Here is a 25,076-nt window from a genome sequence, read left to right as displayed (position 1 = left end):
GTCGCGTTCCGCGGCGCTGCGGACCATCCGCCGGACGCCCGAACCTCTCCGGGGGCTGGCCCCCCTCTCGCGCTGTCGGGCCCTACGCCGAGTGCGTCACGCGGCCGCCGACGAGCGTCGCCGCGACGCGCATGTCGCGCAGCTGCGTTTCGCTCGCATCGAGGGGGTCACGCTCGACCAGGGCGAGGTCGCCGATCGCACCGACCTCGATGCGTGCGCCGTTGGCGGATCCGCCGTGCGTCGAGGCGGCAAGCGCCGTGCCGGCCCCGATGCCCTGCTCGATCCGCCACGGAGCCCGGCCGTCGCGCGTGCGGTAGACAGCGGCCGCCATCGCCGCCCACGGGTCCAAGGGCGACACGGGTGCGTCCGATCCGAACAGCAGGTTCGCCCCGCTGTCGGCGAGGTCGCGCAGTGGATAGGGCAGGGCTGTCTGATCGGCCCACAGGGAGTCGGTCATGTCGCGGTCATCGACCGCATGCTCAGGTTGCACGCTCGCCCCGACCCCGAGGCGGACGAAACGCGGTATGTCGGCGTGCGCGACGAGCTGGGCGTGCTCGATCGTGCCCCATGCGCCGCTCATCGCGAAGGCGTCGAGCGCGTGGGTGTTCGCGACATCGCCGATCGCGTGGATCGCACACGCGATGCCCGCCCCGGTCGCGCGCGTCATGAGCTCGCGCAGAGTGTCGGGATCGACCGTGAGAAGCCCGTGGTTGAAAGGGTCACCGGGGTAGGCGTGCGAGCAGGCGGCGGTCCGCGTGCCGAGCGAGCCGTCGGTGATGACTTTGAGCGGACCGACGCGGACGAGATCGGACGCCGCACCGCGGGCGACGTCTGCGGTGCGCAGGCCTTCCGCGATCGCCCGATCGAGGAACTGCGGATAGATCCCGAACTCGACGCGCAGGGCATCGAAGCCCGCCGCGAGGCGCCGCACCCAGGCATCCTCGTTCCAGGACATGTCGAGGTCGACGATGCCGACGACGCCGCGTGACGCGGCATCCTTCGCCATCGCAGAGACGAGCTCATCGGCCACGGCGGGGTCGGCCGCGTTGAGCCGACGCGAGATCTCGAACGCCGCCTCTTCACGGAGCATGCCGACCCCGTCGGGTTCGTGCCCCTCACGGCGCAGCGCGGCGGAGTTGAGCCAGACGCTGTGCACGTCGGCGTTGATCATGTAGGTGGGGATGTCGCCGGTCGCCGCGTCGAGCATCTCGAGCGTCGGCGCATCCGGCCAGAGAGCGTCGCGAAAGCCTGTGCCCAGGCGCCTGCCGTCGGGAAGGACGGGCGCGCCCCCCATGATGCGTGCCGCATGAGCCGCGCTCGAGGCCTCGCCGAGCGACTGCCGCTGAGCGGTGAGCGCCCACTGCACGACGTGCACGTGGTGGTCCCACAGCCCTGGGATCAGCCAGGACCCCTCGGCTTGCAGCGTCTCGCCCTCGTGGCGCAGCGCACCGGCCGGCGCGATGTCGGCGATGCGGCCGTCGCGCAGGAAGACGTCGACGGGGCCGTCATCGGGCAGCAGCTCGCGTCCGGCACCGGCGATGCGGGTGTTCGCGATCGTCGCGATGCGTGCGCCCGTCATGCTCGGGCCCCGCGTGCTGCGGCCATGGTGTCGTGCGCGCGACGCATCTCGGCAGCGAGCGACGGGTTCGCCCACGGTGCGTCGCCGGAGAGCTCGGCGATGATCGTCTCGACGACCTCGGGCGACTTGTTTTGGCTCAGCTTTCGCTTGGCGACGACTCTCGACGGCGTGAGCCGGAACCCGACCGTGCCCTTCTCGAGACGCTCGACGACGGCGGGGTCGTTGGGCGGCTCCCACATGAGGCGCGGCTGCGGCATGGCGTGCTCGAACCGTCCCACGAGCCCGTCGAGCACACGCCGGTTATCTTCGTGCGACAGGATCTCGGGGATGCCGCTCAGGTGCACCGAGATGAAGTTCCAGGTGGGCACTTGCGTGCCCCCGTCGTACCAACCGGGGGAAATGTAGCCGTGCGGCCCCTGGACGACCACGAGCAGCTCGCGGTCGCCGAGTCCGTGGATCAGGTCGTCGGGCCGCCCGACATGCCCGACGATCGTGAGGTCGTCCCGTGTGTCGTCGAGCATCACGGCGTAGTGCGAGCCCACGAGGCCCTCGTCGCTCTGGCTCACGAGCGTGACCCACGGGTTCTGGTCGATGAGTCGTCGCATCTCTGCGACGTCGGTCATCGCGAAGCTCGGGTTCTGGCGCATCCCCTCAGCTTAGGTTTCACCGCTGGCAGTCCGGACACCAGTAGAGCTTGCGACCAGCCGCCTCTTCGACGACGATCGCCGTGCCGCAGACACGACACGGAAGGCCCGCGCGGTGATAGACCCAGTGGCGGTCGTCGCGGTTGGCCATCGCGGCGCGCCACTCGTCAGGACCCAGATCGTCCATCGTCATCATCTGACCGGTCTCGACACCGATCGCGAGCAGTGAGACCCAGTCGCGCCACAGCTCGCGCACGGTCTCTTCGTGCACATCGCGACCCGGCGTATGCGGGTTCTGGCGGGCGCGGAAGAGCATCTCGGCGCGGTAGACGTTGCCGATCCCGCTCACGACGGACTGGTCCATCAGCAGCAGTCCGATCGGCGTCGGCTTGCGCCTCACGACCGAGACGAAGCGCTCTTCCCCTTCGGCGACATCGTCGACGAGCGGGTCGGGCCCGAGCTTGGCGATGGTCGCTGCCACCTCGTCCGGTGTCTGCAGCTGACAGGCCGTGGGCCCGCGCAGGTCAGCGCACGTCGTGTCGGTCAGCAGACGCAGCCGCACCTGGCCGACGACCGGCGGTGGCCACTCGTCGTCGTCGCCGGCGAGCCCCGTGGTCTGCTCGGACATGCGCACGTGCACCCGTGCGCGCCGGGGAGCACCGATGGATGTCAGCGAGTTCTCGCCCGCGGCATCCATGATCGGCTCGGCATCGGCGGTCCCCCGCTGGTTCGTCTGCCCCATGCGTCCGTTCGCGGCCTCGATGGTCGCATCGGCGAGAATCTCACCCGCGAAATCCCACGCGCCGTACATGCCCAGGTGCACACGCAGCCAGATGTCATCGTCGAACTCGAGGAACATCTGCTTGCCGACGGCGCGCACCGATGTCGCCGTTCGTCCGTCGATGATCGCGGCGCCCTCGACGAAGCGGCCCTGAGGGCTCGAGGCGCTGACCCTGCGCCCCACGAAGTTGCGGTCGAACTGGCGGGCGATGCGGTGGACGGAGTGCCCCTCGGGCATCAGCCCGCCTCGGGGTCGATCGCCTCGACGGATTCGCCGCCCATCGGGGCGCCTGCACGGGGATCGGGCTCGAGCGAACCGTCGATCTCGAACGCGGCGATCTGGCGGATGCGGCGCGCGTGGCGCTCATCCCCCGAGAATGGGGTCGCGATGAAGCGGTCGATGAACGTCGCCGCCTCGTCGAACGTGTGCTGGCGGGCACCGACCGCGATGACATTCGCGTCGTTGTGCTCGCGGGCGAGCTCTGCCGTCGCGATGCTCCACACGAGAGCCGCGCGGATGCCGCGGACCTTGTTCGCCGCGATCTGCTCGCCGTTCCCCGACCCCCCGAAGACGACGCCGAGCGCCTCGATGCCGTCGGCCTGGTCCTTCGCGACGGCCTGCGCCGCCCGGATGCAGAACGAGGGATAGTCATCGACCGCGTCGTACTCGAGTGGACCGTGGTCGACGATGTCGTGGCCCCGCTCCGCGAGGTGGTGCTGCAGCTGCGTGGAGAACTCGAGGCCGGCGTGATCGGTCGCGATGTGGATGCGCATGGCACCCATCCTAGGGACGGGCAGCGGAGTCAGGGCGCGACTCCGGCGGCGGCAGGCTTGAACCCCGCGCGGATGTTCTCGCAGCATGCGGGGCGGCACACGTCGAACCACGGCCCGAGCTCGGTCATGTGGGGGCGGTCGGCCGCGGGGGTGCCCCTCAGTCGCTCTTCGACGAGATCGATCAGGCCCGAGACGAAGACGGGGTCGATGCCGGGAGTGGGCGTTCGCACGGCGCGCAGGCCCGCTTCTTCGGCGGATTCCATCGCCTCGGTGTCGAGGTCCCACAGCACTTCCATGTGATCGCTCATGAACCCGAGCGGCACGATCGCGACGGCGGCGACACCGTCGGCGGGAAGCTTCTCGATGACGTCGTTGACGTCCGGCTCGAGCCAGGGCTGCGTGGGCGGACCCGACCGGGACTGGTACACCAGCTCCCAGCCGACCGTCGCTGCAGCCGGGATCTCGGCGGCGACCGCGGCCATGACGACCTCGGCGACTGCGAGATGCTGCGCAGGGTACGCACCGAGCGGGCCGAGCTCACGGTCGCGCGGTCCTGACCGTTCGGCGTCATCGGTCGGGATGCTGTGCGTCGAGAACAGCACGCGAACCGCTGCGGGGTCGATGCCTTCGGCGAGGAAGCCCGCGACCGCGTCGCGCACGCCGTCGATGAAGGGCTGCACGAACCCCGGGTGGTCGAAGAACTGGCGCACCTTGTCGATCGTGACAGATCCCGCGAGGTCGGTCGCCGTCAGCACGCGGGCGAAGTCCTCGCGGTACTGGCGGCAGCTCGAGAACGACGAGTATGCGCTCGTGGCGAGCGCGAGCAGCGTCGTGTCACCGGCTGTTGCCGCCTCGGTGACGGCGTCTTCGAGGTACGGCGCCCAGTTGCGGTTTCCCCAGTAGACCGGCAGGTCGATGCCACGGCGGGCGAGTTCCGCTTCGAGCGCAGCCTTGAGGGCGCGGTTCTGGGCGTTGATCGGGCTGATCCCGCCGAAATGACGGTAGTGGTGCGCGACCTCTTCGAGACGCTCGTCGGGGATCCCACGGCCCCGGGTGACATTGCGCAGGAACGGGATGACGTCATCCTGTCCCTCCGGGCCGCCGAAGCCGGCCAAGAGCAGTCCGTCATAGGCGACGGCCGCCTCTGCATAGGGGGCTCCGGATGCCGCGGCATCCGAGGCGAACGCAACATGTTCGTCCTCGCGGATTGTCATGCGTCCATCCTGACAGCGTGCGGGAAGGTCTCGGCCCGCCGCGCGCAGATCCGCGGCCAGTAGGCTGTTCGGGTTGCCGCCCTCGCCATCCGCGTCCGGCACCGACCCGATCCACAGAACACGGGAGCATTGCAGTGCCTGGAGAGAACCTCACTCGGATCGAGGCGCAGGAGCGTCGCGCCGTCATCCGTCCCGCCTCAACCGCGCTGAACGCGATCGCGTACGACGTCGAACTGGACCTCACGAAGGGCGACGAGGTCTTCGGATCCCGCACGGTCGTCCGTTTCGGCGCGGTCGAGGGCGCCGAAACCTTCATCGACCTGATCGCACGCGACGTGCACTCGATCACCCTCAACGGACGCGAGGTCGACCTGTCGGCCTTCGCAGACTCGCGCATCGCCTTGACCGGGCTCGACGCTCAGAACGAGCTCGTCGTCGACGCTGACTGCCTCTACACGAACACGGGTGAAGGCCTGCACCGCTTCGTCGACCCGGTCGACGGCGAGGTCTACCTCTACTCGCAGTTCGAGGTGCCCGACTCGCGGCGCATGTACGCCGTCTTCGAGCAGCCCGACATCAAAGCGACGTTCCAGTTCACGGTGACGGCGCCCGCTCGGTGGAAGGTCGTCTCCAACTCCCCCACGCCCGAGCCGATCCTTCGGCAGGGTGAGGGACAGTCCCGGGGCGACGCGGTCGCGACGTGGGAGTTCGAGTCGACTCCGCCGATCTCGTCGTACATCACGGCGCTCATCGCCGGGCCCTACGAAGCGACGTTCTCCGAGCTGACGAGTTCATCGGGCCGTGTCATCCCGCTCGGTGTCTACGGGCGCAAGAGTCTGTGGCAGCACCTCGACGCCGACTACATCTTCGACAAGACGCGCGAGGGCTTCGCGTACTTCGAGGAGAAGTTCGACTACCCGTATCCCTTCGCGAAGTACGACCAGCTCTTCGTGCCCGAGTTCAACGCGGGCGCGATGGAGAACGCCGGAGCCGTCACGTTCACCGAGACCTACGTCTTCCGCTCGAAGGTGACCGATGCCGTCAAGGAGCGCCGCGTCGTCACGATCCTGCACGAGCTCGCCCACATGTGGTTCGGCGACCTCGTCACGATGAAGTGGTGGAACGACCTGTGGCTCAATGAGTCGTTCGCCGAGTGGGCGTCGACGATCGCGACCGCCGAGGCCACCGAGTGGACCCAGGCGTGGACGACGTTCAACGCGATGGAGAAGACCTGGGCGTACCGCCAGGACCAGCTGCCTTCGACGCATCCGGTCGTCGCCCAGATCAACGATCTCGAAGACGTGCAGGTGAACTTCGACGGCATCACCTACGCCAAGGGCGGATCGGTGCTCAAACAGCTTGCCGCCTGGGTGGGCATCGAGCAGTTCTTCGCCGGTGTCGCGGCCTACTTCAAGAAGTACGAGTGGTCGAACACCGAAGTGGGCGATCTGCTCGCCGAACTCGAGCAGACGAGCGGTCGCGATCTGACGACGTGGGCTCGCAAGTGGCTCGAGACGTCGGGCGTCAACACGCTCTCGCCTGAGATCGTGACCGATGTCGATGGCCTCATCACGCGATTCGCGATCGTGCAGACTGCCCCGGCGGACTACCCCACGATCCGCCCGCACCGCCTCGGCGTCGGCATCTACCGTCTCCAAGGCGACGCGCTCGTGCGCGTGCACCACCTCGAGCTCGATGTCGACGGCGACCTGACCGAAGTCCCCGCGCTGAAGGGTGTGTCGCGGGGCGATCTCGTGCTGCTCAACGACGGCGACCTCGCCTACGCCAAGATCCGCCTCGACGACCGCTCGCTGCAGACGGCGATCGACCACCTGGCGAAGATCGAGGATCCCCTCGCCCGCTCGCTCGTGTGGGGTGCCGCCTGGGACCAGACGCGCGATGCCGAAGCGTCGGCCTCGGACTATGTCGACCTCGTCCTGCGCAACATCGCCTCCGAGACCGAGTCGACGACGGTCCGCACGACGCTGGGGCAGCTGCTGCTCGCCGCCAACTCGTACGTCGCTCCCGAACGCCGTGAGGCTACCCGCGCCAAGGTCGCCGACGCGCTCTGGAAGCTCGCGACCGCCGCCGAGGCCGGAAGCGACAATCAGCTGCAGTTCGCCACATCGTTCGCCGCCGCCGCATCGACCTCCGCTCAGCGCGAGCAGGTGCGTCGCCTGCGAGATGGTGAGGATATGCTCCCCGGTCTCGAGATCGACACCGACCTGTCCTGGCAGCTTCTGGTCTCGCTCGCGGCCGGCGGACTCGTCACCGCCGAGGACATCGACGTGGCCCTGGCCGCCGACAACACCGCCAAGGGCGGGGAGTTCGCGGCGCAGGCCAAGGCCGCCATTCCCACAAGCGAAGCCAAGCGCGCCGCGTGGGATGCGCTCGTCGGCAGCGACGACCTGCCGAACACGCTCGTGCGTGCCGCCGCCCTCGGGTTCGGGCACCCCGCGAGCCGGGATCTGCTCCGGGACTTCGTCGCGCCGTACTTCGACATGCTGCTGCCGATCTGGGAGTCGCGCACGTACAAGATCGCGGAGTATCTGATCTTCGGGCTCTACCCGGCAGCACTCGCGGATGTCTCGCTGCGTGATGCGACGCGCGCGTGGCTCGCCGCGAACCTCGACGCGCCTCCCGCCCTGCGCCGTCTGGTCGCCGAGAACCTCGCCGGTGTGGATCGCGCGCTCGATGTGCAGGAACGCGACGCGGAGTAGTTCCGTCAGGATGCCTCGGCTCGCGCGCACTCAGGCGAAGCCGAGGCATCCGTCGTTAGGATCGTGGCGATGATGTGGATTCAGGCAGATCCGAACGCCCCCGACCCGGCGGCGCCGGCGATCATCGACCCCGTCTTCTGGGAAGAAGTGCTGGCGTTCCTGATCGACTCCGGCTGGAACATCCTGCGAATCGCAGGAATCATCGTGGTGGCGTTCCTGATCGCCTGGGTGCTGCGGCTCGTCATCCGCCGTGTGGTGCACCGCGTCGTCAACGGAGCCAAGACGAAGGCAGAAGTCACCGACACGATGGCACTCGAGCGGTCACCGCTCGCGTCCGTCCGCCTCGTGCAGCGCACCCGCACGCTCGGTTCGATCCTGCAGAACATCGTCAACGTCTCGATTGTCATCATCGCGCTGCTGCTCGTCGTCGACGTGCTCGCGCCCAACGCCCTCGCCTCGCTCACACTGCTGACGGCGGCGATCGGCGCGGGCCTCGGTTTCGGTGCGCAGAACATCGTCAAAGACGTGCTCAACGGGATCTTCATCGTCGCCGAAGACCAGGTGGGGATCGGCGACGTCGTCGACCTGGGGCTCGCGACCGGAATCGTCGAGTACGTGAGCGTACGCATCACGCACGTGCGTGATGTCAACGGCACCCTCTGGTACGTGCGCAACGGTGAGATCCTGCGCATCGGAAACCTCTCGCAAGGGTGGTCGCGCGTCATCATCGATCTCGCGGTGCCCATCGACAGCGACATCGACGAGGTCGAGAAGACGATGCTCGACGCCGCCTCGGCCTTGGCGAAGGACCCGAAATGGCGCTCGCGCATCCTCGAGAACCCCGAGGTGTGGGGTCTGGAGTCGGTGTCCGGTGACGCCCTCATCATCCGCCTGGTCATGAAGACGCGCGCGAATGCGAAGGACGACGTCGCGCGAGAGCTGCGGGTGCGTATCAAGCAGTCGATGGACGTCCTCGGTGTCACTGTGCCTCAGCTCAGCACCGTGATGCTGTCCGGGCTCGAGAGCGCCGGACGCGTGCGTGGCTCGAATCCGCCCAAGACCAGGCCTCAGCCCACGATCAGCAACGCCTCGGCGCGTCCGGTGTGGAAGCCCAAGCGGATGCCGAAGACGCCGCCCGCGACACCCGAGACCCCTCCGGAGGACTCATGACGGATGCCGCATCTCAGACCTTCTACGAAGAGATCGGCGGGCGCCCGACGTTCGAGCGACTCGTCGATCTCTTCTATCGCGGTGTCGCCGACGACGAGGTGCTGCAGCCGATGTACCCCGAGGAGGATCTCGGCCCCGCCAAACGACGTCTGCTGATGTTCCTCGAACAGTACTGGGGTGGGCCCTCGACCTACAGCCAGGAGCGCGGGCACCCTCGTCTGCGGGCACGGCACAATCCGTTCCACGTCAACCCCGACGCGCGGGATCGATGGCTCGCGCACATGCGGGTCGCTGTCGATGACCTGTCGCTGTCTCCGCTGCACGAAGCGACGCTGTGGGACTATCTCGAACGCGCGGCGCATGCCATGGTGAACACCTTCGAACCTACGGGCATCGGTCCGTCGGCGGCGGGGCGCGCCTCGGCATCCATCGCTGTGAATCCGGAGCCACCCGCCACGAGCTGAGCGCATTCCACCGACGAAGGAGTCGCCATGTCCCCCACGACCCGCAGCACCGATGTGCTCGTCATCGGATGGGGGCTGGCCGGACTCGTCGCGGCGAGCGAAGCGGCGGCGGCGGGCAAGCGGGTCGTGATCGTGGACCAGGAGCCACGCGTCAATCTGGGGGGCCAGGCGTGGTGGTCCTTCGGCGGGCTGTTCTTCGTCGACTCCCCCGAGCAGCGCCGGATGGGCATCACGGACTCGCTCGAGCTCGCGCACCAGGACTGGTTCGGGACGGCCGGCTTCGACCGCGATGACGATGCCTGGCCGCGCCGGTGGGCCGAGGCCTACCTCCACTTCGCGCACGGCGAGAAGCGCGCCTGGCTGCGAGAGAAGGGTGTCGGCTTCTTCCCGATCGTCGGATGGGCCGAGCGCGGCGGATACTCCGCGACCGGGCCCGGCAACTCCGTGCCGCGCTTCCATGTCACCTGGGGTACAGGTCCCGGCGTCGTCGCACCGTTCCAGGCGGCCGTGCAGCAGGCCGAGGCGAAGGGTCGGATCACGATCCTGCCTCGGCACCGCGTCACCTCGCTGTCGATGTCAGACGGCGCCGTCACCGGTGCGACCGGCGATGTGCTCGCCCCGGCGGGGGCTGCACGAGGCGTCGTGACGACGCGCGACGTCGTCGGCTCGTTCGAGATCTCTGCCGGAGCCACACTCATCGCCGCCGGGGGGATCGGCGGCAATCACGACCTCGTCCGGCGCTACTGGCCGGCTCGCCTCGGCACAGCGCCCGCAACCATGCTCACCGGGGTCCCCGCTTATGTCGACGGCTCCATGATCGAGCCCGCGCGGCATGCCGGCGCGCGGTTCATCAACGAGGACCGCATGTGGCACTACGTCGAAGGTCTGCAGAACTGGGATCCGGTCTGGCCCGATCACGGCATCCGGATCCTTCCCGGTCCTTCGTCCGTCTGGTTGGACGCCACGGGGCACCGTCTGCCGGTCCCGCTCTTCCCGGGCTTCGACACCCTCGGCACCCTCGCGCACCTGCGTGCGACGGGGCACGATCATTCGTGGTTTGTGCTGTCGCAGAAGATCATCGAGAAGGAGTTCACGCTCTCGGGCAGCGAGCAGAACCCCGATCTCACGGGCAAGGACCTCGCTCTGCTCGCCCGCTCCCGGCTCGGCAAGGGCGCGGCCGGGCCCGTGCAGGCGTTCATGGACCGCGGCGCCGACTTCGTCGTGCGCGATTCGCTGGCGGACCTCATCCGCGGCATGCAGGCGCTGCCGGGCGGCGACCTGCTCGATGCCGCGCGCGTGCGATTCGAGATCGAAGCTCGGGACCGCGCCGTCGAGAACGACTTCACGAAGGACGCGCAGATCGCGATGCTGCGCTCGGCGCGCGCCTACCGGGGCGACCGTCTCATCCGCACGGCGGCGCCGCATCGCATCCTCGATCCTGCCGCGGGGCCGCTCATCGCCGTCAAGCTGCACGTCCTCACGCGCAAGTCGCTCGGCGGACTCGAGACCGACCTCTCGGCACGCGTCGTGTCCTCGCGGCGTGAGCCCGTTCCTGGCCTGTACGCGGCCGGAGAGGCGAGCGGATTCGGGGGCGGGGGCGTGCACGGATACCGAGCTCTCGAGGGGACATTCCTCGGCGGATGCCTCTTCTCGGGCCGCATCGCGGGGCGCGCGATGGCAGCTGCCGTCTGAGCGTGCTCAGCCGCGGCCCGTGGAGCGCACCTGCGTCAGTCCTCTGCGGACGGGACCGCGCACCAGGACGTGACCGCGGGCGAGCGTGAGTCTCATCCAGCCGGCGGCTGTGCGCGCGACCGCGTCTTCCTGCCCCGCGATGAAGCCGAGACCGAACGCGGCGAAGGCGACGCCCAGCGGCAGCCCCTGAAGCGCATCGTCGGGGCTCCCCCACACCGATGCGCGTACGGCGCGCACGGCGTCCTCGCCGGCGTCGCGGGGCACCGCCTCGGCGACAGCGGCGATCCCCCACTGCGCCCGCGACGCGAGGGTGGCTGCGGCGATCGTGCCCTGCGGCTCCCACCCGCTGCGCGGAGGCGAGACGCCTGCCCAGGCCGGTGAGAGCCCCACCTCGGGCAGCACGACCGCGGTCGCATCGTCGTCTGCGGCGCTCAGCTCGGATGCCTCGACCACGATGTCGCACACGAGTTCGGGATCGACGGTCAGGACGCGCATCCCGAGGACCGTCGGCGTGGAGTCGAGCAGCCCACGCGGGGAGAGCGGCGCGCTGGTCATGACGAGTGCGCCGTCGGCGCCACGCAATCGCACCGCGCCGTCGCCGAGGACGGCCGCACGGCCGGCGAACGTCAGGGCGTCGGCGGCCGAAGCGGTGTCGGCGAACAGAAGACGGGAAGACATCCGATCTAAACTACCAAGCGGCGCCGAGGTGACACCCCGGCCATCGGAGACGGAGATGCCAGTGACCGACGCACCTGAGTCCACGTACGACGGCGCAGGCGCCGAGCCGGTCGCTTCGATGCTCGCTGTTCTTGACCTCGCCGATTCGGACGCACGCACGACAGAGGACATCTTCACGGGTGTGTCGCAGCCGATGCCGCTCGGTCGCGTGTACGGCGGGCAGGTGCTCGCGCAGTCGATCGTCGCGGCCTCGCGCACGCTGCCCGAGGAGCGCACGGTGCACTCCATGCACGGGTACTTCCTGCGCCCGGGTGACGCCGAAGCCCACATCACGTTCGCGGTAGACCGGATCCACGATGGCCGTTCCTTCTCCACGCGACGCACGCAGGCCTTCCAGGAGGGCGTGCCGATCTTCTCGATGATCGCGTCCTTCCAGGACGAGGACACGGGGCTCGAACATCAGACGCCGATGCCCACCGGAGTGCCTGACCCCGAGGACCTGCCCGACGTCGAGTCTCAGCTGGACGGGCTGCATCCGATGACGAAACGGATGTACACGGACCGGCCTCTCGACCTGCGTCACGTCTCCTCGCCGATCTACACGAAGGTGTCCGGTGAGCGTCGCCCTGAACAGGCGGTGTGGATGCGGGTGCGCAGCGCGATGCCCGATGACCCGGGCATACATCGCGCAGCCCTCGCGTACCTCAGCGATCTCACCATTCAGGAGTCGATCCTGCGCGCACACGGCATCCCGTGGTCGCAGCCTGGACTGAAGGTCGCGAGCCTCGACCACGCGATGTGGTGGCATCGCCCGGGGCGCGTCGATGAGTGGATGCTCTACGTCCAGGAGTCGCCGAGCGCCCGAGGCGGACGCGGACTCTCGAACGGACGCGTCTACTCGCGCGACGGCGTGCTCATCGCGAGCGTCGCACAGGAAGTCATGGTGCGGGTGCCGACCGAGGCCTGAGCGCGTCAGCGACGGTAGCTGATCGGCTCTCCGAGGAACGGCGACAACGTCGACCGCTCGCGCTCGTTCAGGCGCGTGGGCGTGCCGGAGACGATGTCGACGAGCACCACGACGGCCGACGAACGCGCGTAGAGAACTTGCTGATCATCGCCGAGCGGGCTGAACACCTCGTAGCAGACCTCGATGCTCGACCCGCCGATCTTGCTGATCCACATCTGCACGTCGAGCGGCCGATGCCCGTAAGGCACAGGGCGCAGATACTCGATCTCCTGCCGCGCCACGAGAGCCGATCGGTCACCTCCGCCCTCGAGCACCGACATGTCGAAGATCGCCGTCGGAGCTGCCTCAGCGTCTCCCTCGGGCAACCAGAAGGCGCGCAGGCGCGCTTCTTCGAGCAGCTTGAGCATGGACGTATTGTTGACATGTCCGAGCGCGTCGAGGTCTCCCCATCGCAGATGGATGGGGATGCGGACGCGGCGCCCGATATCGACGACCATGCCGGCGTCGTTAGTCACGCGTGAGCTTGCGGTACGCCGAACGGTTCGGCTTGGCCGCGTCAGGCCCGAGCCGCTCGACCTTGTTCTCTTCGTAGGCGTCGAAGTTGCCCTCGAACCAGTACCACCGGTCGGGGTGCTCTTCGGTGCCCTCGTACGCGAGGATGTGCGTCGCGATGCGGTCGAGGAACCACCGGTCGTGCGTGATCACCACGGCACAGCCCGGGAACTCCAGGAGCGCGTTCTCGAGGGACTGGAGCGTCTCGACGTCGAGGTCGTTCGTGGGCTCGTCGAGGAGCAGAAGGTTTCCGCCCTCTTTGAGCGTGAGCGCCAGGTTGAGACGGTTTCGCTCACCGCCGGAGAGCACCCCCGCCTTCTTCTGCTGGTCCGGGCCCTTGAACCCGAACTTCGAGACGTAGGCGCGCGACGGGATCTCGATCTTTCCGACCGTGATGATGTCCAGGCCGTCCGAGACGACCTCCCACAGCGTCTTGTCCGGGTCGATGTTCGATCGCGACTGGTCGACGTAGCTGATCTTGACCGTCTCACCGATCTTGAGCTGACCGCCGTCGAGCGGTTCGAGGCCCACGATGGTCTTGAACAGCGTCGTCTTTCCGACGCCGTTGGGACCGATGACGCCCACGATGCCGTTCGGGGGCAGGCTGAAGCTCAGATTGTCGATGAGCGAGCGGCCGTCGAAGCCCTTCCGCAGGTTCTTCGCCTCGATCACGACGCCACCCAGGCGCGGGCCCGGCGGGATCTGGATCTCTTCGAAGTCGAGCTTGCGGGTGCGCTCCGCCTCGGAGGCCATCTCTTCGTAGCGGGCCAGACGCGCCTTGGACTTGGCCTGGCGGCCCTTCTGGTTGGAGCGGACCCACTCGAGCTCTTCGGCGAGACGCTTCGCGAGCTTGGCGTCCTTCTTGCCCTGCACGTCGAGGCGCTCGCGCTTCTTCTCGAGGTACGTCGAGTAGTTGCCCTCGTAGCCGATGAGACGACCGCGGTCGACCTCGGCGATCCACTCCGCGACGTTGTCGAGGAAGTAGCGATCGTGGGTGATGGCGATGACGGCACCGGTGTACTTCTGCAGGTGCTGCTCGAGCCACAGCACGCTCTCAGCGTCGAGGTGGTTCGTGGGCTCGTCAAGCAGCAGCAGGTCGGGCTTCTGCAGCAGCAGCTTGGTCAGCGCCACACGGCGCTTCTCACCGCCCGAGAGGTTCGAGACAGATGCGTCGCCGGGGGGCGTGCGCAGGGCATCCATCGCCTGCTCGAGCTGCGAGTCGAGGTCCCACGCGTCCGCGGCGTCGATCTCTTCCTGAAGCGTGCCCATCTCGGCCAGGAGGGCGTCGAAGTCGGCGTCCGGGTCGCTCATCAGGCCGGAGATCTCGTTGAAGCGGTCGACCTTCGCCTTGATGGCGATGCCGTCCTGAATGTTCTCCAGCACGGTCTTGGACTCGTCGAGCTCGGGCTCCTGCATGAGGATGCCGACCGTGAACCCGGGGCTGAGCTTCGCTTCGCCGTTGGACGGTGTGTCCAGGCCGGCCATGATCTTGAGGATCGTCGACTTGCCGGCACCGTTGGGGCCGACCATTCCGATCTTGGCGCCGGGGAGGAACGCCATCGTCACGTCATCGAGGATCAGCTTCTCTCCGACCGCCTTCCGGGCGCGGACCATCGAGTAGATGTACTCAGCCATGCGAATCCTGCTCTCCTTGGACTGCGGACGTCAGCCCCCCAGCCTACCGGCCGCGGAGAGGTCACCAGTCGATCGGACGCGTGCGGCCGATGAGGCAGCCGCCTTCGGCCAGAGCGTCGACGACGACGGCCACGGGGTCACCCGTCGCGGGCCCGACCTGTCCGATGAGGCACTCCGACCCCCACAGCACCGAGAACTGCAGGCTTTCGGCCGGGTTCCCGACGGTCGACAGGTCTTGGGTGACTTCCATCGCCCCGCGGTCGAAACCCGTCGCGATCAGGGCGTCGATGTAGGCGCGACCGGACGCGTTGTCCTCGCCGGCCCAGACCATCTCGACGACCTGCCGGAAGATCGGCAGGTTATCTGACGCCGTGCCGTCGGGAAGGAACGCCACCACGTCGGGGGTCGGGGTGGCGGTCGGCGTCGCGGCTGCCGTCGTCGTCGCGGTTGGCGCGGGCGATGCCTCGGTGCATCCGCTCAGCACCAGGAGGCCGACGCCCAGCGCCGCCGCCGTCGCCACTCCACGTCGGAGGTGAGAGGGGCCGTTCTGCGGGGATCGGGTCACGGTGAGATTCTAGGTCCGCGACCAGGAAGGCCCCTGGACGGTCAGTACGGCGCCTCCTCGACGGGGCCACCGGAAGCCCCGACCGCAACGGGCGACCGCTCCCCCTCTCCGGCGCGCTGAGCCGGGGACGTGCCGGGGGCCGCCCACTCGGACCGCGGCGCCTGCGCCTGCGCGCCGTCTGCCGGGGACGTCTTCGCGAAGGACGTCGTTCCCCACCGCAGATCATGCCCGATCGCCTCGGCGTCGATCTCGGCCTCGGTGCCGTGGTTCTGCGCGGTCTCCCAGTCACGGATACGCAGCCTGCCCGTGAGGAGCACCCGCTCTCCGATCTTCAACGACCGCGCGGCGTTCTCGCCGAGCGTGCGGAACACCGAAACGGTGTACCAGTTCGTCCCCGCGTCGACCCACTCGCCTGTCGCCTTGTCGCGGCGGCGTTCGCTGCATGCGAGACGGAACCGTGTGTAGGCGACCCCGGCCGCGGTGCTGCGCTGCTCTGGTGTGGTCGCGATGTTCCCCGCGACCGTGATGGTCGTGCCGTTCATGCCTTCTCCTTCGCTCGGATGGTGTGCCGTGGTGCCCGCGTGCCCGGCCGGCACCACGGCTGTCCCACCCTCGCTCCCGATCACCCGCCGCGGCCCGAGCGCGGAGGATCTGGGGACAGCGCGGCGAGGAGCCTCGCTTGGGGAGGAGAGGGGCGTTGGTGATTGATGTCGGAAGTCGCACTTATGTTCGAACCGGAAGGGAGATCCATGTCGATCCATACCCATTGGCCCGCGCTGACCGCCCCGGAGTTGCGTCGCCCCACACCGATGCGACTCGCGCCCGCGGCCCGCGCGCTCTGGCGCGTGATCGACCACACGGGACTCGTCGTCGGGCACCTGCAATCGGTGTCCGACACCCGCGGCACGCGCTACCGAGCGCGCCGATTCCACCCGGATTCACGTGTGTTCCGCGACCTCGGCGACTTCTGGTCGGCCGACGACGCGCTGGAGTGCCTGCGCTACGCGCGCTGACTGCGCGCTCATGCTGTTGGATGGGGCTGTGCTACGTCGCGTCGTCCAACTGCTCATCGGGCTGCTGCTCTTCGGCGCGGGCTGCGCGCTGACGGTGCGGGCGGGGCTGGGAGTAGACCCCTGGACCGTTTTGGCCGAGGGTATCTCGATCCACACGGGGATCGGCATCGGATGGGTGACGAGCCTGCTCGGGCTGCTCGTCCTGCTGCTGTGGGTCCCTCTCCGCCAGAAGCCGGGCGTGGGAACGGTGGCGAACATCGCCCTCGTCGGCACCTCGATGCAGGCGGTCCTGACGTGGGTTCCGCCCACCGAAGGGCTCGTCGCTCAGATCGCGGTCCTGCTCGCCGGCATCCTGCTCGTGGCGATCGCTTCGGGCCTGTACATCGGCGCACACTTCGGGCCCGGACCGCGTGACGGCCTGATGACGGGGATGAACATGCGCCTGGGGTGGCCCATCTGGGTCTGCCGGGCCACGGTCGAGCTGTCGGTGCTGTTCGGCGGCTGGCTGCTCGGCGGAACGGTCGGGCTCGGCACGGTCCTGTTCGCCGTGCTCATCGGCCCCCTCGTCCATGCTGCTCTGCCGCTGCTGGACACCCGACGCCCTCCCCGCCGCGGCGCGGCGAAGGTTCCGACCATCACTTCAGATGAGGTCCTGCCGCCGCAGAGCTGATCGCCGAACTTCAGTGCTCGAGGAACCGCGGCCAGTCGCTCCCAGGTGCCATGCGGGCGTGCAGCGCACGTTTGGCCACCTCCATCGAGGGGTAGGTCCCAGCCGCACCCTGCGTCCCCGTCATCGAGACGGTGTATCCCTCATCGACCTTGCGGATGCTGCCGACGACGCCTCCCGGGCCGTAAGCGACCCACAGGGCGCGTGAAGTCTCGGTCGTGCTCATCGCAGAACTCCCTCCGATGCGCCCGACGCTACGCCGCCGACGGACAAAGAGCCAGCACTCCCGTCGATTCCCTGATGCCTGATGGCCGCTACCCTTGATGGCAGTGACCCCCAGTAGCTCAGTGGATAGAGCAGCGGCCTTCTAATCCGCCGGTCAGGTGTTCGAATCACCTCTGGGGGACCGAAGAATCCCGTGTCGCTGCCATCGTTAGGATGGAGCCCATGGTGGGTGCCTCTGAGAACGACCGGCTCGTCTGGATCGATTGCGAAATGACCGGTCTCGATCTCGAGGTCGACGAACTCGTCGAGATCGCGATCGTCGTGACCGACTTCGAGTTGCGGCCGCTCGACGCGGGCTTCCACATCGTCATCAAGCCTGATGCGTCGGCGCTCGAGAACATGAACGACTTCGTGACTGCCATGCACGAGAAGTCCGGGCTGCTCGACGAGATCCCCGGGGGCGTCTCGGTCGCCGATGCCGAGTTCCAGGCGCTCGAGTACATCCAGCGGTTCGTGCCGCAGCAGGGCAAGGCTCCGCTGGCCGGCAACACGATCGGCACCGACCGTATGTTCCTCGCGAAGTACATGCCGCGCGTCGACCGGTGGCTGCACTACCGCAACGTCGACGTCTCCAGCATCAAAGAGCTCTCGCGCCGCTGGCACCCTCGCGCGTACATCCACGCACCGGCCAAAGACGGCGGCCACCGCGCCCTCGCTGACATCCTCGAATCGATCCGCGAGCTGGTCTACTACCGCCGCGCTGTCTTCGTTCCAGAGCCGGGACCGACCAGCGATGACGCTCGCGCGGCCGCGGTCGCCGCCGTTTCGTCATTCTCGACGGAGGTGTGAGAGAATCTTCTGGTTGCCCGCGAAAGCGGGAGACATGGTGGGTATAGCTCAGTTGGTAGAGCGCGGCCTTGTGGTGGCCGATGTCGCGGGTTCGAGCCCCGTTACTCACCCCAATCGAAGCGAGGCCATGGGGCATCGTATGGACATGGAAGCAGCTGAGTTCGAGCAGCTCGTCATCGACGAGCTCGACCAGCTCCCTGATGAGATGGTCGACGCTCTCGACAATGTCGTGTTCGTCGTCGAGGATCGACCCGAAGACGGCAGCCTCGACCTGCTCGGGCTCTACGATGGCTGGGCCCTCACCGAGCGCGGCCAGTACGGCGGCGGCGAGCTGCCAGACCGGATCATCGTGTACCGCGAGCCGCATCTGGCGAACTGCGACGACATCGACGAACTGCGCGATGAGGTCCACACCACCCTCGTCCATGAGATCGCCCACTTCTATGGGATCGACGATGACCGGCTGCACGAGCTGGGGTGGGCGTGATGGCTACGGTGGCGCTGCCCGACACCGACCGCTCCCCCGTGGCTGACCGGCTCGTCGAACCCGTGCGTCCGTGGCAGACCGTCGTCTGGAACGATCCGGTCAATCTGATGAGCTACGTGACGCACGTGTTCCGCGAGTACTTCGGCTATTCGCGCGACGAAGCGGAGCGGCTCATGCTCGCGGTCCACCACGACGGGCATGCTGTTGTGGCCGAGGGCGCCCGCGAGCAGATGGAATTGCACACGCAGGCCATGCACGACTACAGCCTCTGGGCCACCGTCCGGGAGGCCCCGTGACCGAGCGGACGATCGTGCTCGAACTCGCACGGATCGAAGGGGCTCACCTCACGATGCTCGTGCGCCAGTTCGGTGAGCTGCTCGCCGAGGATGACGTCGCCGGGGATCCGGCGCTGGGGCGCCTCGTTCCCGACGCCTATGCCGACGCCGAGGCTGCGCGGGAGTTCCGCGCGCTCACGGAGCGCGATCTGCTCGCGCGCCGAGCCGACGACGCGGCGGTCGTGCTGGACTCTCTCGCCGTGATCGGCGAGCTGCCCGATGACCCCGATGATCCCCGCTTCGTCGAGGTCGTCGAGATCTCCCTCGATGCCGGCGAAGCGCGGTCCTGGCTGCGCACACTCTCGGCGGTGCGGCTCGTGCTCGCGACGCGCCTGGACATCACCGATGACGACGATCATCCTCAGGACGACCCCCGATTCGGCATCTACGAGTGGCTCGGGTATCGCCTCGACGGGCTCGTCCGCGCCATCGACGAGGACTGACGGGTCACGGCACCTCGACGCGCAGCGTCGCCAACGCGGCGGGGTCGTGGCGATCGATGTGCGCCTGTTCCTGCAGAGCCCACCGCTCCCAGTGCGGGCGATACGTGTCTCCGTCGCGATCGAGCGCGCGCCGGCGGCGTGATGCCGACGGCGACTCACACCACACCCGGACGTCGGCGAGCTCGGCGGTCTGGGGCGTGAGAATTCCCGCACCCTCGATGATGAGCGGAAGCGCCGGATCAACCGCGTGGGCTTCGGCGGTCCGCTCCTCGTGCCAGTCCCACCGCTGCCACACGCCGATCATGCCCCGCGCGTGTGGCCGCAGGATGTCCTCAAGCGCGCGCTCGACGCCGGCTTCAAGGCCGTCCCACCCCGGATACAGGGAATCCAGCGCAACGAGCTGGACACGGGAGCCGTGAGGCCACTGCGAGACGGTGCGGCGCGCGAGGGAGGACTTTCCCGCTCCGCTTCGCCCGTCGATGAGAATGACGGGGTTCGCGGCCGAGACGGACGCAGCCGCGTGGAGAACGAGCGACGTCGCGGCGCTGAGGGCCTCTCCGACGGCGTCGGCGTTACTTCTTGAGGGCGCGGATGACACGGCTGAGCGCACGCCCGGCGATCCACACGAACGGGATCCCGACCGCCAGCAGCGAGACCAGGTTCGGCTCGAACCGTAGGTCGTCTCCCTTGCGGACATACGCACCCATGGGAACCGCGTAGCCGCCGCCCCCGCCGCCGCCGTTGCCTTGCTCATCGGCGCCGCCACCGAAGCCCGACCATGTCAGCGCGACGGGGATGAAGGTGACACCATCGATGTCCTGAGGTTCGCCGTAGACGCTCTTCACGCCGAGCGAGGCGGATTGCTTGGACAGTTCGAGAGCGATGTTGGCCATGCCACCACGCTACCCGCCCGCGCCGGTCATTCCCAGAGCGGACTCACTGCGCCCTCGGGGTTCGCGGATGCGAGGGCAGCGAACCGCCGTCACGGCGGTTGCCGAGCAGCGTCGCCCGCGTCACGGCGTTGCGACCGAACTTCGTGGCTGCTCCGTCGAGGGCGCCTTCGATCCGGCGCCATCCCTCGTCGTCGTCCCAGAGAGCCGGTGCACCGGAGCCCGATGGGCTGAGCTTCTCGGCGCGCACACCCACGAGCCGCACGGGCAGCCCGCGGTCGACGCCGGCGAACAGATCGTGGGCAGCGCTGCCGATGCGCTGCCCGACGGCGGTGGGCTCGGTGAGCGTCTGGGAGCGCGTGATGGTCGTGAAATCGGCGAAGCGCACCTTGATCGACACGGTCGACGCCTCCCACCCGTGCTCCCGCAGGCGCGCACCCACCCGGTCGGAGAGACGCCTCAGCTCGGCCCTCAGCACGGTGTCATCGGCGATGTCCTCGTGGAAGGTCTCTTCGTGTCCGATGCTCTTCTCGATCCGCGTCGTGTCGACGGGGCGAGGATCGATTCCCCTCGCGAGATGCCACAGACGATCACCGAGTGCCGGGCCGAGCGCGCGTTCGAGCACCTCGCGCGGTTCGTCGAGCACATCGGCGACGGTACGGATGCCGCGGCGCTCGAGCGCGTCGCCTGCTTTGGGCCCGATGCCCCACAGCGCCCGCACAGAACGCGGCGCGAGGAAGGCCTCGGTGTCGGCCGGTGTCACGATGAGCAGGCCGTCAGGTTTGGACGCGGTCGATGCCATCTTCGCGATGTGCTTCGTCGCCGCCACGCCGATCGAGCATGTCAGGCCCGTGGCTTCGTGCACCTGGATGCGCAGCATCCGGGCGATCATGCCGGGACTCCCCCACAGCCGTCGGGCGCCGCGCACGTCGAGGAAGGCCTCATCGATCGACAGGGGCTCGACGAGCGGCGTCACGTCGCGGAAGACGGCCATGACCTGTGCGGACAGTGCGAGGTATCGGTCGAACCGCGGCGGGACGACGATCGCCGTGGGGCACAGCCGCAGCGCCTGCCCGACGGGCATCGCCGAGCGCACACCGAACCGACGCGCCTCATAGGACGCGCTCGAGACCACCGAGCGGCTCTCGGGGGCGCCGATGATGATGGGCTTGCCGGCGAGGCTCGGATCATCGAGCACAGCGACAGCGGCATAGAAGGCGTCCATGTCGACATGCAGGATGCCGGTGCCGGTGTCGTCCGCATCCCGCGGTGACACCATCCGCCCGCTGCCGTCGCCTCGCCCCATACGTCCATTCTCGTCTCGGGCGCCGACATCCGGCGCCCGAGACGAGAGGTCAGCCTGCTGCGCGCTCGAGGACCAGTTCGCGCACGCGCGCGGCGTCCGCCTGGCCCCGCATCGCCTTCATGACTGCACCGATGACGGCACCGGCCGCTTGCACCTTGCCGTCGCGGATCTTCGCCAGGACGTCCGGCTGCGACGCGAGTGCGTCGTCGATCGCCGCGATCAGGGCACCGTCGTCGGAAACGACCGCAAGACCCCGCGCATCGACGATCTGCTGCGGCGTTCCTTCGCCCGCAATCATGCCTTCGAGCACCTGGCGCGCGAGCTTGTCGGTGAGCGTGCCGCTTTCGACGAGCTTCTGCAGCTCCGCGACGGCGGTCGGCTCGACCAGTTCAGCCGGCTCCTTGCCCGCGGCATTCGCGACGCGCGACAGCTCACCGGTCCACCACTTGCGCGCGGCAGCGGGCGACGCTCCGGCGGCGATGGTCGCTTCGACCTCGGCGAGGAGTCCGCCGTTGACGACGTCCTGGAACTCGAGATCGGTGAAGCCCCAATCCGCCTTGAGACGGCGTCGACGCGCCGCGGGAGGCTCGGGAAGCGCGGCACGCAGCTCTTCGATCAGCTCGGGAGCAGGCACGACGGGCAGCAGATCGGGCTCGGGGAAATACCGATAGTCGTCGGCGTCGGACTTGGGACGGCCCGGAGACGTCGCGCCGGTGTCCTCGTGCCAGTGACGCGTCTCCTGCGTGATGGTCCCGCCTGCAGCCAGGATCGCCGCCTGCCGCTGGATCTCGTAGCGCACGGCGCGTTCGACCGAGCGCATCGAGTTGACGTTCTTCGTCTCGGTGCGGGTGCCGAGCGGCTCGTCGGGCTCGCCGGCGGGCGTGCGACGACGAAGTGAGACGTTGGCGTCGCAGCGCAGGTTTCCGCGCTCGAGACGGGCATCCGAGATGCCGAGCCCGATCACGACGTCGCGGATCGTCTGCACGTACGCCTTCGCGATCTCGGGTGCACGGTGCTCGGCGCCGAAGATCGTCTTGGTCACGATCTCGACGAGCGGCACACCGGCACGGTTGTAGTCCACGAGGGAGTACTCGGCGCCCTGAATGCGCCCCGTCGCCCCGCCGACGTGGGTCAGCTTGCCGGCATCCTCTTCCATGTGGGCCCGCTCGATCGGAATCGCAACGATCGTGCCGTCCGACAGCTCGACGTCGATCTCACCCTCGAAGGCGATGGGCTCGTCGTACTGCGAGATCTGGTAATTCTTGCCCAGATCGGGGTAGAAGTAGTTCTTCCGCGCGAACCGGCTCGTCGGGGCGATCGAGCAGCCGAGGGCGAGGCCCAGGCTGATCGAGTACCGGATCGCCGTCTCGTTCACGACGGGCAGCGAACCGGGCAGACCGATGTCCACGGCCGCGACGAGCGAGTTGGGCGGCGCGCCGTGGTTGGCGGAGTTCGCGGGGTTGGCCGCCGACGAGAACATCTTCGTCGCCGTGTTGAGCTCGACGTGTACCTCGAAGCCGAGCACGGGCTCGAACATCTCGAGTGCCGCGTCGAAGTCCATCAGCTTGTCCTTCGCCATCAGAGGGCACCTCCGTTCGTTCCGAGAGCCGGCGCTCTGTCCAGCAGCGGTCCGCCCCAGGAATCCACCAGTGCGGTCTCGAGCGCTGCGCCGACCCGGTAGAGCCGGGCGTCTTCGCGCGCGGGAGCGAGCAACTGGATGCCGACCGGCAGGCCGTCCTCGGCGGCGAGCCCCGACGGAATCGAGATCCCCGGCACGCCGGCGAGGTTGGCCGGGATCGTCGTGACGTCGTTGAGGTACATCTGCAGCGGGTCGTCGATCTTCTCGCCGAGTCGGAACGCCGTCGTGGGCGCCGAGGGCGTCGCGATGACGTCGACCTGCGCGAACGCCTCGTCGAAGTCGCGCTGGATGAGCGTGCGCACCTTCTGCGCCGAGCCGTAGTACGCGTCGTAGTAGCCCGCCGAAAGGGCATAGGTGCCGAGGATCACGCGGCGCTTCACCTCGTCGCCGAAGCCTGCCTCACGGGTGGCGGCCATGACCTCTTCGACGGTGGCCGTCGCGTGGGGCGTGACGCGCATGCCGAAGCGGACGGAGTCGAACTTCGCAAGGTTGCTCGACGCCTCGGCGGGAAGGATCAGGTAGTAGGCGGCGACACCGTACTCGAAGTGCGGCGCGCTGACCTCGACGATCTCGGCGCCGTTCGCCTCGAGAAGGGCGAGCGACTGCCGGAACGACTCGGCGACGCCGGCCTGGAATGCTCCGTCGGCCAGTTCGCGGATGACGCCCACGCGCAGGCCCTTCAGCACCTCGCCCGATGCTCCGTCTCGCGCGGCCTGCGCGAATGACGGCCACACGTCCGAGAGCGACGTCGAGTCGTGCGGGTCGTGGCCGCCGATGACGTCGTGCAGCAGTCCGGCGTCGAGGACCGTGCGGGTCACGGGGCCGACCTGGTCGAGAGAGGACGCCAGGGCGATCGCGCCGTACCGGCTCACGCCGCCGTAGGTGGGCTTCATACCCACGGTGCCGGTCACGTGAGCGGGTTGGCGGATCGAGCCGCCGGTGTCCGAGCCCAGCGCGAGCGGGGCTTCGAAGGCCGCGACGGCTGCCGCGGAGCCTCCGCCGGAGCCTCCGGGGATGCGGTCGAGATCCCACGGGTTGCGCGTCGGACCGTAGGCGGAGTGCTCGGTCGACGAGCCCATCGCGAACTCATCCATGTTCGTCTTGCCGAGGGGCACGAGACCGGCCGCCCGGGCACGCGCGACGACGGTCGCGTCGTAGGGCGACATGTAGCCCTCGAGGATCCGGGACCCGCTCGTGGAGGGCATATCCGTCGTGACGAGGACGTCCTTGATCGCGAGGGGGACTCCCGCGACAGGTCCGAGATGTTCGCCCGCCGCGCGGCGACGGTCGATGTCGGCGGCGACGTCGAGGGCGTGGTCGCTGACGTGCAGGAAGGCGTGCACATCGCCGTCGACGGCGGCGATCCGATCGAGGTGTGCCTGGGTCGCTTCGACGCTCGACACCTCTCCGGAGGCCAGGCGGTCGGCGAGGTCGGCGGCGCTCAGCCGCGTGAGGTCGCTCACTGCTCCTCCCCCAGGATCGCCGTGACGCGGAACCGATCGTCCGCGGCATCCGGAGCGTTCTGCAGCACCTGCGCGGTCGTCAGCATGTCGCCCGGCACGTCGGGGCGGAAGACGTTCTGCAGCGGGATGGGGTGACTCGTCGCGACGACGTCAGGGGTCGCGACCTCGGACACCTTGGCGATGTTGTCGACGATGACATCGAGTTGTCCCGTGAGTCGCTGCACCTCCTCATCGGTCAGCTGGATGCGGGCGAGCACGCCGAGATGGCGCACGAGATCTGGGGTGATTTCCGACACGCCCCCATTCTACGAGCGGTGGGGTCTCA

The 25,076-nt window shown here is 68.5% G+C and carries 28 protein-coding genes and 2 tRNA genes; 13 read left to right on the top strand and 17 right to left on the bottom strand.

The genetic code is table 11. From position 1 onward, the window contains the following. Positions 1–82: 82 nt before the first annotated feature. The 5 genes from AC25Y0_RS12250 to AC25Y0_RS12230 are packed head-to-tail and all read right to left on the bottom strand — an operon-like array spanning position 83 to position 4,991. The gene (locus tag AC25Y0_RS12250) at positions 83–1,579 is read right to left on the bottom strand and encodes an amidohydrolase (RefSeq protein WP_488123289.1); all 1,497 of its coding nucleotides are present in this window, start codon (positions 1,577–1,579) and stop codon (positions 83–85) included. After that, entirely contained in the window at positions 1,576–2,226 is a 651-nt protein-coding gene (locus AC25Y0_RS12245) for an FMN-binding negative transcriptional regulator (protein ID WP_488134725.1), read from the bottom strand. The genes AC25Y0_RS12250 and AC25Y0_RS12245 overlap by 4 nt, the downstream gene beginning before the upstream one ends. A gap of 16 nt (positions 2,227–2,242) precedes the next feature. Further along, positions 2,243–3,241: an Fpg/Nei family DNA glycosylase gene (locus tag AC25Y0_RS12240; protein ID WP_488123291.1), complete on the bottom strand. Its 999-nt coding sequence runs from the start codon at positions 3,239–3,241 to the stop codon at positions 2,243–2,245. Then, on the bottom strand, positions 3,241–3,777 hold the full coding sequence (locus AC25Y0_RS12235; RefSeq protein ID WP_488123292.1) for a ribose-5-phosphate isomerase: 537 nt from the start codon (positions 3,775–3,777) through the stop codon (positions 3,241–3,243). The genes AC25Y0_RS12240 and AC25Y0_RS12235 overlap by 1 nt, the downstream gene beginning before the upstream one ends. A 29-nt stretch (positions 3,778–3,806) precedes the next feature. Further along, positions 3,807–4,991: a ferrochelatase gene (locus AC25Y0_RS12230; RefSeq protein WP_488123293.1), complete on the bottom strand. Its 1,185-nt coding sequence runs from the start codon at positions 4,989–4,991 to the stop codon at positions 3,807–3,809. A gap of 134 nt (positions 4,992–5,125) precedes the next feature. Here AC25Y0_RS12230 and pepN point away from each other — a divergent pair, with 134 nt between their 5' ends. The 4 genes from pepN (at position 5,126) to AC25Y0_RS12210 (ending at position 11,037) form a co-directional block, all read left to right on the top strand. Continuing rightward, entirely contained in the window at positions 5,126–7,711 is a 2,586-nt protein-coding gene (gene pepN, locus AC25Y0_RS12225) for an aminopeptidase N (RefSeq protein WP_488123294.1), read from the top strand. A gap of 72 nt (positions 7,712–7,783) precedes the next feature. Beyond that, the gene (locus tag AC25Y0_RS12220) at positions 7,784–8,881 is read left to right on the top strand and encodes a mechanosensitive ion channel family protein (RefSeq protein ID WP_488123437.1); all 1,098 of its coding nucleotides are present in this window, start codon (positions 7,784–7,786) and stop codon (positions 8,879–8,881) included. Next, on the top strand, positions 8,878–9,345 hold the full coding sequence (locus tag AC25Y0_RS12215; protein WP_488123295.1) for a globin: 468 nt from the start codon (positions 8,878–8,880) through the stop codon (positions 9,343–9,345). The genes AC25Y0_RS12220 and AC25Y0_RS12215 overlap by 4 nt, the downstream gene beginning before the upstream one ends. 27 nt (positions 9,346–9,372) lie before the next feature. Continuing rightward, on the top strand, positions 9,373–11,037 hold the full coding sequence (locus tag AC25Y0_RS12210) for an FAD-binding dehydrogenase (RefSeq protein ID WP_488123296.1): 1,665 nt from the start codon (positions 9,373–9,375) through the stop codon (positions 11,035–11,037). A 6-nt stretch (positions 11,038–11,043) separates the two neighbouring features. On the opposite strand, the gene AC25Y0_RS12205 is transcribed toward AC25Y0_RS12210, so the two are convergent. Then, positions 11,044–11,715, bottom strand: coding sequence for a DUF8185 domain-containing protein (locus AC25Y0_RS12205; protein WP_488123297.1), 672 nt, complete (start codon positions 11,713–11,715; stop codon positions 11,044–11,046). A gap of 55 nt (positions 11,716–11,770) precedes the next feature. Between AC25Y0_RS12205 and AC25Y0_RS12200 the strand changes: the two genes are divergently transcribed. Next, positions 11,771–12,682, top strand: coding sequence for an acyl-CoA thioesterase (locus AC25Y0_RS12200; RefSeq protein WP_488123298.1), 912 nt, complete (start codon positions 11,771–11,773; stop codon positions 12,680–12,682). Positions 12,683–12,687: 5 nt separating this feature from the next. Here AC25Y0_RS12200 and AC25Y0_RS12195 read toward each other — a convergent pair whose 3' ends face one another. The 4 genes from AC25Y0_RS12195 to AC25Y0_RS12180 form a co-directional block, all read right to left on the bottom strand. Continuing rightward, complete coding sequence (locus AC25Y0_RS12195; protein WP_488123438.1) at positions 12,688–13,179, bottom strand: acyl-CoA thioesterase; 492 nt, start codon at positions 13,177–13,179, stop codon at positions 12,688–12,690. A gap of 10 nt (positions 13,180–13,189) precedes the next feature. Then, the gene (gene ettA, locus AC25Y0_RS12190) at positions 13,190–14,869 is read right to left on the bottom strand and encodes an energy-dependent translational throttle protein EttA (RefSeq protein WP_488123299.1); all 1,680 of its coding nucleotides are present in this window, start codon (positions 14,867–14,869) and stop codon (positions 13,190–13,192) included. Positions 14,870–14,930: 61 nt separating this feature from the next. Next, positions 14,931–15,434: a DUF6993 domain-containing protein gene (locus tag AC25Y0_RS12185; RefSeq protein WP_488123300.1), complete on the bottom strand. Its 504-nt coding sequence runs from the start codon at positions 15,432–15,434 to the stop codon at positions 14,931–14,933. A gap of 41 nt (positions 15,435–15,475) precedes the next feature. Continuing rightward, positions 15,476–15,976, bottom strand: a complete 501-nt coding sequence (locus tag AC25Y0_RS12180) for a single-stranded DNA-binding protein (protein ID WP_488123301.1) — start codon at positions 15,974–15,976, stop codon at positions 15,476–15,478. Between the two features lie 207 nt (positions 15,977–16,183). On the opposite strand from AC25Y0_RS12180, the gene AC25Y0_RS12175 reads away from it, so the two are divergent. Beyond that, positions 16,184–16,447 carry a hypothetical protein gene (locus AC25Y0_RS12175; RefSeq protein ID WP_488123302.1) on the top strand — a complete coding sequence of 88 codons (264 nt, stop codon included), beginning with the start codon at positions 16,184–16,186 and terminating at the stop codon, positions 16,445–16,447. Between the two features lie 28 nt (positions 16,448–16,475). Next, complete coding sequence (gene yczE / locus AC25Y0_RS12170) at positions 16,476–17,117, top strand: membrane protein YczE (RefSeq protein ID WP_488134724.1); 642 nt, start codon at positions 16,476–16,478, stop codon at positions 17,115–17,117. A gap of 10 nt (positions 17,118–17,127) precedes the next feature. Here yczE and AC25Y0_RS12165 read toward each other — a convergent pair whose 3' ends face one another. Further along, a complete protein-coding gene (locus AC25Y0_RS12165) occupies positions 17,128–17,340 on the bottom strand; it encodes a methyltransferase (RefSeq protein WP_488123304.1) in 213 nt (70 codons plus the stop codon). Positions 17,341–17,447: 107 nt separating this feature from the next. Between AC25Y0_RS12165 and AC25Y0_RS12160 the strand changes: the two genes are divergently transcribed. The 6 genes from AC25Y0_RS12160 (at position 17,448) to AC25Y0_RS12135 (ending at position 19,453) form a co-directional block, all read left to right on the top strand. Then, positions 17,448–17,520: transfer RNA gene (locus AC25Y0_RS12160), tRNA-Arg, on the top strand. A gap of 41 nt (positions 17,521–17,561) precedes the next feature. Then, complete coding sequence (orn, locus tag AC25Y0_RS12155) at positions 17,562–18,188, top strand: oligoribonuclease (protein WP_488123305.1); 627 nt, start codon at positions 17,562–17,564, stop codon at positions 18,186–18,188. A gap of 37 nt (positions 18,189–18,225) precedes the next feature. Then, positions 18,226–18,301 (top strand) — tRNA-His (locus tag AC25Y0_RS12150). 26 nt (positions 18,302–18,327) lie between these two features. Continuing rightward, positions 18,328–18,675: a metallopeptidase family protein gene (locus tag AC25Y0_RS12145; RefSeq protein WP_488123306.1), complete on the top strand. Its 348-nt coding sequence runs from the start codon at positions 18,328–18,330 to the stop codon at positions 18,673–18,675. After that, positions 18,675–18,971: an ATP-dependent Clp protease adapter ClpS gene (clpS, locus tag AC25Y0_RS12140; RefSeq protein ID WP_488123307.1), complete on the top strand. Its 297-nt coding sequence runs from the start codon at positions 18,675–18,677 to the stop codon at positions 18,969–18,971. Before AC25Y0_RS12145 ends, clpS begins: the two co-directional genes overlap by 1 nt. After that, positions 18,968–19,453: a DUF2017 family protein gene (locus AC25Y0_RS12135; RefSeq protein WP_488123308.1), complete on the top strand. Its 486-nt coding sequence runs from the start codon at positions 18,968–18,970 to the stop codon at positions 19,451–19,453. The genes clpS and AC25Y0_RS12135 overlap by 4 nt, the downstream gene beginning before the upstream one ends. 4 nt (positions 19,454–19,457) lie before the next feature. On the opposite strand, the gene AC25Y0_RS12130 is transcribed toward AC25Y0_RS12135, so the two are convergent. The 6 genes from AC25Y0_RS12130 to gatC are packed head-to-tail and all read right to left on the bottom strand — an operon-like array spanning position 19,458 to position 25,047. Continuing rightward, positions 19,458–20,051 (bottom strand): nucleoside/nucleotide kinase family protein, encoded by a 594-nt coding sequence (locus AC25Y0_RS12130; RefSeq protein WP_488123309.1) that lies wholly within the window; start codon positions 20,049–20,051, stop codon positions 19,458–19,460. After that, entirely contained in the window at positions 20,026–20,346 is a 321-nt protein-coding gene (locus tag AC25Y0_RS12125; protein WP_488123310.1) for a hypothetical protein, read from the bottom strand. The genes AC25Y0_RS12130 and AC25Y0_RS12125 overlap by 26 nt, the downstream gene beginning before the upstream one ends. A 43-nt stretch (positions 20,347–20,389) precedes the next feature. Further along, positions 20,390–21,649: a DNA polymerase IV gene (dinB, locus tag AC25Y0_RS12120; RefSeq protein ID WP_488134723.1), complete on the bottom strand. Its 1,260-nt coding sequence runs from the start codon at positions 21,647–21,649 to the stop codon at positions 20,390–20,392. Positions 21,650–21,698: 49 nt separating this feature from the next. Further along, positions 21,699–23,228: an Asp-tRNA(Asn)/Glu-tRNA(Gln) amidotransferase subunit GatB gene (gene gatB / locus AC25Y0_RS12115; RefSeq protein ID WP_488123312.1), complete on the bottom strand. Its 1,530-nt coding sequence runs from the start codon at positions 23,226–23,228 to the stop codon at positions 21,699–21,701. Then, positions 23,228–24,751: an Asp-tRNA(Asn)/Glu-tRNA(Gln) amidotransferase subunit GatA gene (gatA, locus tag AC25Y0_RS12110; protein WP_488123313.1), complete on the bottom strand. Its 1,524-nt coding sequence runs from the start codon at positions 24,749–24,751 to the stop codon at positions 23,228–23,230. Before gatA ends, gatB begins: the two co-directional genes overlap by 1 nt. Then, a complete protein-coding gene (gene gatC, locus AC25Y0_RS12105; RefSeq protein WP_488123314.1) occupies positions 24,748–25,047 on the bottom strand; it encodes an Asp-tRNA(Asn)/Glu-tRNA(Gln) amidotransferase subunit GatC in 300 nt (99 codons plus the stop codon). The genes gatA and gatC overlap by 4 nt, the downstream gene beginning before the upstream one ends. Between the last annotated feature and the right edge of the window lie 29 nt (positions 25,048–25,076).

Source organism: Microbacterium sp. Y547 (assembly GCF_057669785.1).
This window is presented reverse-complemented; position numbering and strand designations above follow the sequence as displayed.